This window comes from Mesorhizobium sp. CO1-1-7 (genome assembly GCF_020164885.1).
GTDB lineage: Bacteria > Pseudomonadota > Alphaproteobacteria > Rhizobiales > Rhizobiaceae > Mesorhizobium > Mesorhizobium australicum.
Genome location: NZ_JAIUHA010000002.1, coordinates 22,185 through 35,007 on the forward strand (window position 1 = coordinate 22,185; position 12,823 = coordinate 35,007).

10 protein-coding genes, 2 tRNA genes and 1 pseudogene are annotated in these 12,823 nt (G+C 60.8%); 8 read left to right on the plus strand and 5 right to left on the minus strand.

Annotated elements, in window-relative coordinates:
* Positions 1-1,924 precede the first annotated feature (1,924 nt).
* From LB516_RS03515 to LB516_RS03525, 3 genes and pseudogenes are all read left to right on the plus strand, one after another.
* Positions 1,925-2,980 carry a tyrosine-type recombinase/integrase gene (locus LB516_RS03515; RefSeq protein WP_224718947.1) on the plus strand — a complete coding sequence of 352 codons (1,056 nt, stop codon included), beginning with the start codon at positions 1,925-1,927 and terminating at the stop codon, positions 2,978-2,980.
* Positions 2,977-3,147: pseudogene (locus tag LB516_RS29110) on the plus strand (helix-turn-helix domain-containing protein); the annotation flags it as partial. The gene LB516_RS03515 and the pseudogene LB516_RS29110, both read left to right, overlap by 4 nt.
* A 14-nt stretch (positions 3,148-3,161) precedes the next feature.
* Complete coding sequence (locus tag LB516_RS03525) at positions 3,162-4,151, plus strand: tyrosine-type recombinase/integrase (protein ID WP_224718948.1); 990 nt, start codon at positions 3,162-3,164, stop codon at positions 4,149-4,151.
* 84 nt (positions 4,152-4,235) lie between these two features.
* On the opposite strand, the gene LB516_RS03530 is transcribed toward LB516_RS03525, so the two are convergent.
* Positions 4,236-4,311 (minus strand) — tRNA-Val (locus LB516_RS03530).
* A gap of 217 nt (positions 4,312-4,528) precedes the next feature.
* On the opposite strand from LB516_RS03530, the gene LB516_RS03535 reads away from it, so the two are divergent.
* A tRNA-Asp gene (locus LB516_RS03535) sits at positions 4,529-4,605 on the plus strand.
* 312 nt (positions 4,606-4,917) lie between these two features.
* Positions 4,918-5,433: a hypothetical protein gene (locus LB516_RS03540; RefSeq protein WP_015318186.1), complete on the plus strand. Its 516-nt coding sequence runs from the start codon at positions 4,918-4,920 to the stop codon at positions 5,431-5,433.
* 78 nt (positions 5,434-5,511) lie between these two features.
* On the opposite strand, the gene rbsK is transcribed toward LB516_RS03540, so the two are convergent.
* Genes rbsK through LB516_RS03555 form a run of 3 tightly spaced genes read right to left on the minus strand, consistent with a single transcriptional unit; the run spans position 5,512 to position 7,975 of the window.
* Positions 5,512-6,441: a ribokinase gene (gene rbsK, locus LB516_RS03545; RefSeq protein ID WP_140787590.1), complete on the minus strand. Its 930-nt coding sequence runs from the start codon at positions 6,439-6,441 to the stop codon at positions 5,512-5,514.
* A gap of 4 nt (positions 6,442-6,445) precedes the next feature.
* A complete protein-coding gene (locus LB516_RS03550; protein WP_140787592.1) occupies positions 6,446-6,898 on the minus strand; it encodes an RbsD/FucU family protein in 453 nt (150 codons plus the stop codon).
* Positions 6,899-6,925: 27 nt separating this feature from the next.
* Positions 6,926-7,975, minus strand: a complete 1,050-nt coding sequence (locus LB516_RS03555; protein WP_140823638.1) for an ABC transporter ATP-binding protein — start codon at positions 7,973-7,975, stop codon at positions 6,926-6,928.
* A gap of 277 nt (positions 7,976-8,252) precedes the next feature.
* Here LB516_RS03555 and LB516_RS03560 point away from each other — a divergent pair, with 277 nt between their 5' ends.
* The 3 genes from LB516_RS03560 to LB516_RS03570 all read left to right on the plus strand — a co-directional run bounded on the left by LB516_RS03560 (position 8,253) and on the right by LB516_RS03570 (position 12,032).
* The gene (locus LB516_RS03560; RefSeq protein ID WP_140874236.1) at positions 8,253-9,917 is read left to right on the plus strand and encodes an ABC transporter substrate-binding protein; all 1,665 of its coding nucleotides are present in this window, start codon (positions 8,253-8,255) and stop codon (positions 9,915-9,917) included.
* Positions 9,918-9,986: 69 nt separating this feature from the next.
* Positions 9,987-11,108 (plus strand): carbohydrate ABC transporter permease, encoded by a 1,122-nt coding sequence (locus tag LB516_RS03565; RefSeq protein ID WP_224718949.1) that lies wholly within the window; start codon positions 9,987-9,989, stop codon positions 11,106-11,108.
* Between the two features lie 6 nt (positions 11,109-11,114).
* Complete coding sequence (locus LB516_RS03570; protein WP_023773222.1) at positions 11,115-12,032, plus strand: carbohydrate ABC transporter permease; 918 nt, start codon at positions 11,115-11,117, stop codon at positions 12,030-12,032.
* Between the two features lie 45 nt (positions 12,033-12,077).
* Here LB516_RS03570 and LB516_RS03575 read toward each other — a convergent pair whose 3' ends face one another.
* Entirely contained in the window at positions 12,078-12,821 is a 744-nt protein-coding gene (locus LB516_RS03575; protein ID WP_015318193.1) for a creatininase family protein, read from the minus strand.
* Positions 12,822-12,823 lie beyond the last annotated feature (2 nt).

Below are 12,823 nucleotides of genomic sequence, written 5' to 3' on the forward strand. Positions count from 1 at the left end.
TCACCCTGTAAGTCATTCGAGCGCCTCAGCAATTCGCTATCAATCCTCCGGCATGATCGAGCGCAGATCAGACGAGCTCCACAGCGCTTCGGAATTTCAGTTCGCCGCTTTAGCCGTCCAATGAAGCGGACCTACTCATCGCGGCGCAATCTTGCGCCGCGCTATCCACAAACAGGGTATCAACGGATACGGACTCGGCTTCGTAAGGCAGCTCACCAGCAAGGCACTGCGTTGCCTCTTCTGCATCCGAAGAAGTGACTGCACCGGATCCTTGGCCAACGCCGAAGGCTAAGATCCAGAAGGGGGTACAACCTCCTGCTCACGCTTACGCTTTTCTGCTTGCATGATCGACTGCGCTAAGCAGCCGTCAGGCATTATCGTTTGGAAGGTGGAAAAGTTGAACTCTATCCAACTTTCTAAATGGTACTCCGAACTTTCCCGACGAAGCCGGCGAAAGGTGTGTAAAAGTTAATGAGCGTGCGTCCGCGTGGCGGCACGGATATTTAGCTCCGATGGATCGAAAGCACCTGACCGGGCCTTGCGCTCATGCCATTGTCGGTTGGCAACGTATCCGTGCAACCATGCGTCTTCCCCCTGGTCTGGGCGGTCTCTTTACACTGAAACGAGCTTTCGGTCCGCGAGAGACGGGTACCCCAATTTGAGTCATGGGCAGCCCGGTAGCGCGTCGGCATTCCTCTGAAGGGTCCGGCGGTGACAACGGCCTTCGCGACAGACTTGGTTCGAAACCTCACCTCTCCCGATCTTGAAGGCATCCATCATCGTCCCCTGTGGGGAACGGCGGTAACGTGGCAACAAGCAGAACTTGGTGTCGCTGAATACCCAATCCAAACTTTGGAGAACCTCCATGAAGATCAAGCTTGGGCACCTGACCGTCCGTAAAAACTCCGACGGGACCCTTCGCTACTATTCCGGCGCCGCGGACGACCGTTGAAACGCATCTATGGCGAACCGTTGTCCGAACATTTCATGGCTCAGTACCGCGCTTGCCTGGGCTGGGTGGCGCCAGGCGATGCAAATACAGAAGACGGGCAATTAGGGTCTGCATTAAAGCAACCGCCGGCACCAACTCCACGACCATAGCTCGGCGGAGGGCACCAGCATCACTGCGAGGGCGCCAATTGCCCTGCGGATCTTCGGTGCAGACCTGCAGCTGAATGGGATCGTTCCGACGTCAACAGGTGCATGATCCGGATGAGGAACCCATTCGACAAAGCTGGCCTACCCTGAGCGACGCAACCTTGCGGGTCGTCAGTGTGCACGTCATCAATCGGCAGGGTATCAGCGGCTGAGGCACCGATATCGCAGCCCTACTCGCCGGTACGCACGTCGCTCTTCCCTGCAAGTCCGTTGGAGTTGGCACAAATCTTCCACAGCGCTACGCGCCGCAGCGTGAGTTGGAAGTGAAGGCGGGCGAGGACCCTTGCCTCGCCCGCCTTCAAAGCGAACAACATGAACTGGCCTTGGCAAGGCTACTATCCCGACTGGTCCGCTAGATAAGGCTTGCTCCATTTTGACTTCAACTTTCTAAATGCTATTTCGACTTTCTCGCCGAAAAAGGCGATAGGGCGCCTAAAGGGTAACGGTCCGTCCCCGGCATCCATGGTCAGGCAGGCACCGAGTAGCCTAGCGAAGCGAGATAAACCGAGCGCAAGCCGAAAGATCCGCCTGGCACATGCCGCATCGGGTCTACAGAATTATAAATCTGATATTTTTCTGATTTTCATATCGATTATCTCAGATAATATTCTATATAATCGGAATACTCTCCCACAATAAATTGTTGCTTGCGGTCATAACTATAACTTGCCCACAAAATACCTCCTGTATACGATGCCTATAGTCCAAGGCCTGTCGCCCTTGTCGTGTCTATCAACACTACCCGCGCTTGAAGGAGATTGAACCAGTGCCCATCAAAACAGGAGGGATTCACAAAGTTGAGCGTCAGTTGGCTAACGGGTCAGTGAAGGTCTACTACTACGCTTGGCGTGGCGGACCTCAAATGAAAGCGAAACCTCATACCGAGGCTTTTGCGGTTGAGTTTGCACGCTTGAAAGAGGAAGAGATCGTTGGGAACAAGAAGATCGCCACAATCGAGACCTTGATCGACCACTTCACCGGCCCGGAGCATCAGCGCAATCCCGACTTCATCTCGCTCGCCCAGAGCACCAGGATCGACCATCTCTACGCCTTCAAACTAGTTCGCAATACCTGGCCGGAATGCCCCCTCGCCTTCACCCAGACGAACGGATTCAAAGGCGACGTCAGCACGTGGCATAGCAGCATGCGCGCCAATCCACGCAAGGCCGACAAGGCGCTGTTCTCGCTCTCTAAGGTGTTTTCTTACGCCATCGAGACCGAATATGGCGGCGTAGAAAAGAACCCCTGCAGGGGCATCGAGCGCCTCTACAACGGGTCCCGCAAGCAGTTCCTTTGGTCGGGGGATCAAATAGCCCTGCTACGCAAGCAGCTGGAGCCCCATCTGCTGCTCCCGTTTGAGATCGCCTACTCAACTGGCCAGCGCCAAGGCGACATTCTTGCTTTAACCTGGAAGCATTGGGACGGCACCTACCTACAGTTCACCCAATCGAAGACTGGCAAGGAGCTGAAGGTGAAGGCTAACTCCCGGCTCAAGGCGATGATCGACGCCCTGCTGCCGGCCAACAAGGACAAGCTGAGGATCTGCCTCAACTCCCGCAGCAGGCCATGGACAAAGGATGGTTTCAAAACCTCATGGGGCAAGGCCATGGACTCGGAAGGGATCAAGATCGAAGGCGTTACCTACAACGATCTGCGCGGCACGTTTATCTGCGAGAGAGCCAGCGAAGGTTCCTCCATTCAAGACATTGCGCGCGCCACCGGACGCTCGATTACCGACATTATGTCGGTTGTCGAAAGGCACTATCTGGCGGTCGAGCAAGGATGCGTCGACGGCGTTATTGACCGGATGGAGATGAAATGAAGGGGGCACCACAAGGGGGATCCGTGAACTTTCCCAAGGTCTATACGCCGGCGATGCTCGCCGATCGGTGGGCATGCTCGGAGCGCCATGTTCGCAATATGATTGCAGGGGGTGAACTGCCTGCCTTTAGATTGGCCGGCAAGTTGTTGCGCATCAGAGGAGAGGACGTGGAGAATTTCGAATGTCAAACGAACCCGAATGGACAATTAGCAAGCTCAGAGGAGAGCTTTGCATCTCCTGGTATGAGGGCAACATCCGCCGACGTTATCGACTTGGAACCGACGATCCGAAGGAGGCGGCCCGCCGCGCCCCGGCTCGATACGCGGAACTCACTCGTCCGAAGGGAACCATCGTCTCCGACCTCTGGGCAGCCTACTGCCTAGACAAGGCTGGCCGCGCAGTGGTCACGACGATGGGCTACACCTGGAAGGCCCTGGCTCCGTTCTTTGCCGAGAAGGAAGGCGAAGCGGTCACACTCGCCGACTGCCGTGCCTATACCGCGGCACGGCGCAAGGACAACAAGAAGGATGGCTCGATCCATACGGAGCTGGGCCACCTTCGCTCAGTCCTGGTCTGGGCGCGTAAGCAGCGCCTTATCCCGTTTGCTCCGGATATCGAGCGTCCGGCCAAGCCCGATCCAAAGGAGGGATTTCTCACCCGGCCTGAGATTACCCAGCTCCTGGCCGCCGCAAACTCGGCACACCTCAAGCTGGCCATCCAGTTGATGATCGCCACTGGGGCCAGAGTGGGCGCTGCCCTGGAGCTGACCTGGGACCGTGTCGACTTCGACCGGCGCATGATTCAGCTGCGCAATCCATTTGACAAGGCGCACCGCAAGGGACGCGCCACCGTGCCGATCAATGATGGCTTGCTTGCTGCCCTGCAACAGGCGCAGGAAGGCGCGTTGACCCCCTACGTTCTGGAGTGGGCAGGCGACAAGATTCTGTCGATCAAGAAGGGCATCAAGACCGCAGGGACGAAGATCGGAAGACCCGATGCTTCGCCTCACATGCTGCGCCACTCAGCAGCCGTCTGGCTCGTCGAGGATGGCCATTCGATGGAGGCTGTCGCCCAGTTTCTGGGTCACTCCAACACCGCCATGACGTACCGGGTTTACGCCCGCTACAGCCCGGAATACCTGCGGAAATTGACCGCTTCGCTCGAAATCTAGGCCCACTTCGGTTCAGTGAACCGACAGAGCACTTCGTAAAACAGGGCCGACTTACAAAAAAAGACAACAAAAGCAATAGATTAGTGGTGGGCGATGACGGGCTCGAACCGCCGACATCTTCGGTGTAAACGAAGCGCTCTACCAACTGAGCTAATCGCCCGCTCCGGGCCGGACCTTTAAGCGGTCGGGACCTGCTTCGCAAGGCCAAATGAGTGCGGGATGCCCTGTTCGCAGGCCGGATTTGCGAACAAAATGCCGGCTGTCAAAAAACCTTCTCCTGTTTGGCGTTATGATGGTTTGGTGCGCTTGACACCCGGTAGCGAACCCCTTATCCAGCGCCCCAACGACGAACACGGCTGACACGTGCTCGTCAATGCGCGGGTGTAGCTCAGTTGGTTAGAGTGCCGGCCTGTCACGCCGGAGGTCGCGGGTTCGAGCCCCGTCACTCGCGCCATTTCCCCTCAAGGATGATGATCCTTGGCTCCGGGGAAATGCCGACAAAATTGTCAAAGATCTCTCCAGGAACAGCGTCCGAAGACCTTCTTCGGCCCGGTTCTTCTCGGCTCCAAAATCACTCTTGCATGAGCGATGCCTTGGAATCCACGACGCGATTCGTGTGGGTCGCCAAGCAACGGACGAAGAGGCCCTGCGGACAGCGGACGACTTGGTCGTTGCGAATCTGCTTGCGCAATCGCCCACAAAACGCTCGATTCATGCCGCAGGCAGCCACATTGCAGTATGCTGCCGGAATGGCATGGAGGACGTAATGTCAATTGCACCGAACATTTCCACGCGCACGATATTCACGCTGATTTGCCTGGGTGGCGCGACGACGGCCGCATCCGTCCTTTTTCCCGCCGCCGCGTCGGCCGACCGGCTGCAGCGATGCGCTCGCGAGGGTGAGATCTGCCGCCTGCCCTATCCCGCCGAGGTCGTCTACGGCGCCAGGGGCCGCACGACCTCGCGTTACATCGAGCGCAACGCGGTACCCTGTTCGAACCGCGTTTTCGGCGATCCCGCGCCGGGCAAGGAAAAGTTCTGCTTCATCGTGAAGCGCGACCGTGACGAGTCGAACGACGACTACGATCAGCCACGCCGCGAGAAGTGGGCGGTCTGCGCCGAGGAAGGCGAATTCTGCGATTTCTATGGCCGCAAGGTGGTCAGGTATGGCGCCCGCGGCCGGTTCACGCAGGACGTGTTCCGCAATGGCGTCCAATGCGACAACGATGCATTCGGCGATCCCGCTCCCGACCAGGGAAAGCGCTGCTACGTCATGCAGTAGCTTCTCAACGCCCACTGACACGGGACCCGGAGGCCAGAACGGTCTGGGCTCCGGGGGCTCCGCGGGCTTTGGGCAGCCTTAGCGCTTGGCCAGCAACGCCTCGACCTCCTGCAATATCGGCATAGACGGTGCCGTGCCTGGACGGGTCACCGAAATGCCGGCCACGGCGCAGGCGAAGCGCACCGCCTCCAGCGGCTCCACGCCGCGCGAAAGTGCTGCGGCCAAGCCGCCGTTGAAGGCGTCCCCCGCGCCGGTGGTTTCGACGACAGGGCCGGCACTGATGGCGGAAACATGCTCGGAGCGATCCTTCGTGTGCAGGAGCGCGCCCTTTTCGCCCAGCGTGACGATGACCGTGCCGACGCCCTTTTCGAGCAGCTTGCCGGCGGCGGCGCGGGCCTCGTCGACCGAAGAAACTTTCAGCCCGGTCAATTCCTCCGTCTCTGTCTCGTTCGGTGTGAGATAGTCGCACAGTGTGTAGGTGCGATCGGGAAGCTTTGCCGCCGGTGCCGGGTTGAGGATGGTCGCCACCCCGGCCCCGCGCGCGATCTCCAACGCCCGCATCGCGGCATCGATCGGCTGTTCGAGCTGCGTCACGAAAACTCCGGCCCCCCTGATAAGGTCGGCATTGGCTTCGATGTCCTCGGGCGTGATCAGCATGGCAGCGCCGGGGCTGACGATGATGGCATTGTTGCCGCTCCCCTCCTCGACGAAGATATAGGCGGCGCCGGTGTAGCTGTCCGGCGTGTCGATGGCGGCGCTCTTCACGCCGGCATCCTTCCAGGTCCGCTTGGCCATGTCGGCGAAGGCATCGACACCGAGGCGGGTCAGGAACGCGACGTCGGCCCCCAGCTTGCCAGCGGCCACGGCCTGGTTCGACCCCTTGCCGCCTGGCCCCAGCTTGAAGGAATTGCCAAGGATCGTTTCGCCCATGCGCGGCTGGCGCTGGGCCCTGTAGGCCGTGTCGGCGACAAACACACCGAGGATGACGACCGGCTTGCCCGAGGCCATGCCGCTACTCCGCATCCGGCGGCACGACGCCCTTGCGGAAGGCAAAGCAGCCGTAGAAGCGGCGTTCGCCGGTCTGGATGACGCAATAGGCCTGCTTGGCGCGCTCGTAGAAGGCGTAACGCTCGACCGGCACCATCGGCCAGAACTTGCCCTCCGCGGCGTCGATCTCTTTCTGCACTTCCTTCTGCACGGCTGGGATCTCGTCCGGCTTTCCGACGATCTCCATTCGGGCGGCGGAATCATCGACGAATGTGTCCAGCGGGTAGAGCGACAGAACCGCCTTGACCACTCGCGCCGCCGGCGCATCGATGCGGAGCACCCGACCGAGTGCCGTCTGGCGCGCCACCGAATCGGACGGGAAGTTGGTGTCGGCGATGATCAGGTCGTCGCCATGCCCCATCGCCCGCAATGCCTGGAGCACGTCGGCATTGAGCAACGGATCGATCCCTTTGAGCATGATGGTCCTCGTGAAGTGCGTTTGAGATCAGAGACGCTTGCCGGCCTCGGCGTCGAACAGATGGATATGGTCGAGCCTTGGCCGGAGCTTCAGCGTATCGCCGGGCTTGAAGTCATGGCGCTCGCGAAACAGCGCCACCATCTCGCCGTCGCCGAAGCGGAGGAACACCAGGGTTTCCGAGCCGGTCGGCTCGACCACGGAAATCTTCGCCGGCACGCCTTCGGGATCGATTTCGAGATGTTCGGGGCGCACGCCATAGACGACGGAGCGCCCTTCCTCGACGGTGTTGTTCGGAGCGACCGGGAATAGCGTTCCCCCAATCTCGACGCCGCCCTTGCGCCCGGTACCCTTGAGCAGGTTCATCGACGGCGAGCCAATGAAGCCGGCAACGAAAAGGTTCGCCGGCCTGTCGAAAAGCTCCAGCGGCGCGCCGACCTGTTCGATGCGGCCATCGCGCATGACGACGATCTTGTCGGCCATCGTCATGGCCTCGATCTGGTCGTGGGTGACATAGATGGTGGTGGTCTTCAGCCGCTGGTGCAGTTCCTTGATCTCGGTGCGCATCTGGACGCGCAGCTTGGCGTCGAGATTCGAAAGCGGCTCGTCGAACAGGAATACCTGCGGATTGCGCACGATGGCGCGCCCCATGGCGACGCGCTGACGCTGGCCGCCGGAAAGCTGGCGCGGGTAGCGCTTCAGATAGGGGCTGAGGTCAAGGATGTCGGCGGCGCGCTTGACCCGCTCGGCAACCACGGCCGGATCGGTCTTGCGCAGCTTGAGGGCGAAGGCCATGTTCTGCTCGACCGTCTTGTGCGGGTAGAGCGCATAGTTCTGGAACACCATGGCGATGTCGCGTTTTGCGGGCGGCAGGTGATTGACGACACGGTCACCGATGGCGATGGTGCCGCCGGAGACGGTCTCCAGCCCCGCCACCATCCTGAGCAGCGTGGACTTTCCGCAACCGGACGGGCCGACAAGCACGACGAACTGGCCATCGGCAATGTCGACGCTGACTTCGTGCAGAACCTTGACGGTTCCAAACGCCTTGGCCACATTGCTGATCGCGACTTGAGCCATCGTTCCCCCATCGGCTCCACTGGCCGTAGGCGCAGAAGCTAACCAACGCGACCGGTCAGGGCAAGTCGGTCTCTTATAGATAAAAACCCGTCCTCGTTGACACGGCGTTTGGTTGTGAGAATAGTGACGAGCGCCAATCCGAACGCCGGTACTCTACCCGAAAAAACGGAACGCGAAGCGACGCAGGTCGGGGTCCTGATTTCGCTTCTAAAAAGGCCAGCGCCCGGCACGATTGGCACTTTCGATTCACGACTAACGTTCTGGGAGGAAATAGTCCATGCGAGTAGGTCTTTACGACAAACTGGTACGTGCCGGCGCCACAAGGCGCGACATATTGAAGGGCGCGGCCTCGATGGCCGCGATCGCCGCCGCATCCGGCGCCGGACTTGGCGCGCTGACGCGCCCGGCTTCCGCCGCAAGCGAACTGCGCTCGAAAATCCTGCAGATCCCCGGGGTTGGCAAAGGCCAGCCGACAGACGCCGACTTCCAGAAGGTCGGCGAGCTTTGCCTGGAGGCGACCAAGGCCAATGTCAAGGAAGGCGAGTTCGCCGGCGTCGAGCTCACCTTCATGGGACTCAACAACCAGAACCTGCACAATGTGCTGTTCCGTGGTTTCCTGAAGCCATGGGAGACCTATACCGGCGCCAAGATCAGCTGGATCGACCTGGCGCAGGCCGACTACAACGCCCGCCTGCAGCAGTCGATCGCCACCGGCACCGTCGACTTCGACATCATCGAGATGGGCGCGCCGTTCGAGGGCGACGTCTGCGGCAAAGGCCTGACTTCGGAGATGCCCGACTGGGTCAAGAAGCAGATCGACTTCGACGATCTCGTCAACTACCTCAAGCCGCCCGTCGGCACGTGGGATGGCAAGCAGTACCGGGTCACCATCGACGGCGACGCGCACAATTTCAACTACCGCACCGACGTGTTTGCCGATGCCGACCTCGCCAAGCAGTGGAAGGATGGCGGGGCGACGAGCGAATGGGGCGTGCCTAAGACCTGGCAAGAGGTTCAGGCCGTGACCAAGTTCCTGAAAGGCAAGAAGTTCAAGGGCCAGGATGTCTACGGCTACCTCGACGCGCCCAAGCCCTGGGGCGGGTTCGGCTTCTACTTCCTGGGCAGCCGTGCCACCGCCTACGCCAAGCATCCCGACGACAAGGCCTGGCTGTTCGACGCCGACACGATGAAGCCACGTGTCAACAATCCGGCTTGGGTACGCGCCATCCAGGACGTCATCGACGCCCTGCCGTCGGAGCCGGCCGACCAGATCAATGCCGACCCGAACACCACCGCCTTCCAGCAGTTCCTGGCCGGCACCGGCTCGATGATCCCCTGGTGGGGCGACGTCGGCTCGAACGTCAAGACCAATGACAGCTCGGTCATCGGCGATGTCACCGGCTTCTCGATCCTGCCGGGCTCCGACGATGTCTACAACTCCAAGACCGGCAAGTGGGAGAAGCTTGCCAGCGGACCGAACTATTCGCCCAACTGCGCCTATCTCGGCTGGGGCGTCTATGTCATGGCCCGCGTCGATAGCGACGAAAAGAAGAAGAAGGCGGCATGGTCGGCCGCCGCCCATCTCGGCGGCAAGGACCTGTCGATCTGGACGGCGATGTATCCGTCGGGCTTCCAACCCTACCGCAATTCGCACTTCGACATTCCGGAATGGGTGGCGGCCGGCTACGACGAGGCGTTCATCACCTCATACCTGAAGTCGGAAGGCGACAGCTACAACCATCCCAACGCGGCGATCGAGCCGCGCATCCCCGGCATCTTCCAGTATTACAGCGCCGCCGAGGATATCCTGGCCAACACCTTCGCCGGCAAGATGAAGGCGCAGGAAGGCGCCGATGCCATCGCAGCCGCCTGGGAGAAGCTGACCGACCAGATTGGCCGCGACAAGCAGATCAAGCTCTACAAGGCCTCGCTCGGCATGTAGGCTGCCCTGTGAACCGTGGTCCGGCGGCAACGCCGGGCCACAGCCTTCCCTTCCAAACGGGCGAGATTTGTGGCTGACCAGACTTCGACCGCGACCCGGTGGCCGGCAGACGCCGCCCCCTATGATCTGATCCCGCCGGGCCGCAGGCGTCTGGGCTGGGCGCTGATGGCGATCGCCACGCTCGGCCTGCTGGCAACGATCGTGGTGCAGATCCTCTACAAGACCGAGGTCGATACGATCGGCTTCGAGACATGGCGGCCCGTGGTCTACGCCTATGTGCTGTGGGGTGTGGCGATCGGCATCGGCCAGGTTCTGACACGCGGCGAGGACGGCCAGCGCGCGCTGTTCCTGCTGCCGGCCCTTTTGTTCACCATTGCGATGGTGATCTTCCCGACCCTGTTCGGCTTCTACATCGCGCTGACCGATTGGAACCTCTCCTCCTTCAGCGGCCGCAGGTTCAACGGGCTCGACAATTTCTGGCAGATGCTCGCCGACCCCTACTACCGCAACGCCCTGTTCAACATGGTGCTCTATGTGCTGGCGGTGCTGGTCGAATATGTCATCGCCTTTGGCCTGGCACTGCTCCTCAACGCGCAGATCCGGGCTCGAAAGTTCTTCCGGGTGGTGTTCCTGATGCCGCTCATGCTGTCGCCGGTCGCGGTGTCGTGGATGATCGGCAAGTCGCTGATGGAATACCGCTTTGGACCCGCTGCCACGCTGGCGCGCCATCTCGGCTGGGAAGACCCGGCCTTCTTCTCGAACCCGATCACCGCCCGCATCTCGATCATGCTGCTGGACGCCTGGACCTTCATTCCGTTCATGATGATCATGCTGCTGGCGGGGCTGCAGGCGATGTCGCGCGAGGTGCTGGAGGCGGCACGGGTCGACGGCGCCACGGCCTGGCAAACCTTCTGGCAGGTCACTTTCCCGCTGATGCTGCCGGTGTCGGTGACGGCGGTGATCCTGCGCATCATCTTCAAGCTGAAGCTTGCCGACATCATCATCACGGTCACCTCGGGCGGTCCGGGCGGCGCCACCGATTCGGTCTCGAGCTTCATCTACCGCGAGTACCGCGACCGCTCGAATGTCGGCTATGGCACCATGCTGGCGATGGCCTATCTCGTCATCATCGTGGTGTTCGTGACCTGGCTGTTGAAGTTCGCCAGCCGTTTCGTGCGCAATGTGAATTAGGTAGAGATGAGCGTTCAGACCACCGACTACGTCGCATCCGAAATCCGCTCGCCGGCGAGCTTCCTCGCCAGTCGCGTCTTCATCTATGGCGCGCTCGCCTGCTGGGGCTTCATCTGCCTGTTTCCGATCTATTGGACCATCACCACATCCTTCAAGACGGCGGTGGATGTCACCCAGGGCCACCTGATCCCGTTCGTCGACTTCCAGCCGGATTGGAAAGGCTGGCGATCGCTTGGCCTGTCGCCGGACTCGATCTTCCAGACATCGACGGTGCGCGACGAGTTCCTCAAGCGCTTCATGAATTCGGTCATCACCTCGGTTGGCGCGTCGAGCCTGGCGATCATCATCGGCAGCCTCGCCGCCTATGGCCTGACCCGCTACCGCTACCATTTCGCCTGGTTCAAGAACGAGGACATCTCCTTCTTCTTCCTGTCGCAGCTCATCCTGCCGCCGGTGGTGCTGGCCCTGCCCTTCCTGGTGCTCTACCGCGAAGTCGGATTGCTCGACACCCGCGTCGGGCTGATCCTGCTCTACACGCTGATGGTGCTGCCGATCGTCATCTGGATCATGCGCGACCAGTTCAATTCCATCCCCGTCGAACTCGAGGAAGCAGCCCTCGTCGACGGCCTGTCGATCTGGGGCGCCTTTTTCCGTATTGTCATGCCGATCGCGCTGCCGGGCATGGTGGCCGCCTTCATCCTGGCGATGGTGCTGTGCTGGAACGAGTACTTCTTCGCCGCCCTTTTGACGTCCACGGACGCCAAGACTATTCCCGTCATGGTCGCCAGCCAGACGGGCTCGCAAGGCATCAACTGGTGGTCGATGGCAGCCCTTGCCACGGCCGCGATCGCGCCGCTTGCCGTCATCGGCATCGCCCTGGAGCGCTACCTGATCATGGGCATGACCGCTGGCGCGGTGAAGTGACCGGGCGTCTTCACCTCCCCTCGGTCGGAGAAAGGTCGCGCTAATCTAAGCCTTCAGGATCGCGCGCAGATGATCCATGATCATGGCGACGCCCTTCTGTCCAAGTGCTGCCGAGGCTTCCGCCGCAGTTGCCGTATACCAGCTTTTGTTGTCCGCGAAATGCGCGGCGTCCACCGCTTCCGGGCATAGCGCCAGCATCAGCGATGTCTCGCCGATGCCGGCATGGTCGAACGGATATTTGCCGTTCATGGCGGCCGGCATCAGCGGATGCACCTGCACCCAGTTGAAGAAGTTTTCGCCCTCGGCATGTCCGGCATAGTAGTCGGCCATTGTCTCGGAGCCCCACCAGCCCTCGCCGCGCTGCTTCTCGAGGAAGCGGAAGATCGCCTGTCTGCCTGCTGTCTTGAAGGCGAGATCCGTCGGCATGCCGGCGGCGAAATTCTCGGTCTGGTGATGAATGATGGCGTGGATGTTGCGAAACCCAATGCGCAGCAGGCTGTAGAACAGCGCCTCGCCGAATGGCGCCAGTTGATTGCCGCCGACCTGGACGGAGCCGCTGCCTTCCGGCGGTGCCACCGCGTAACTCGCCGCGCCATAGTAGAAGGGCGGCAGGATGACGACATCGCTCTCTTTTTCGAACAGCTCCAGCGTCTTGATGACTGCCAGCGTATCCATGCCGACGGCCATGTGCTCGCCATGGTATTCCAGCACGCCGAGCGGCAGCGCGACCGGCCAATTCTGGGCGATTGCCTTTCGGATCTGGTGCGGCAGCATCAGTTCATAGCGCATGA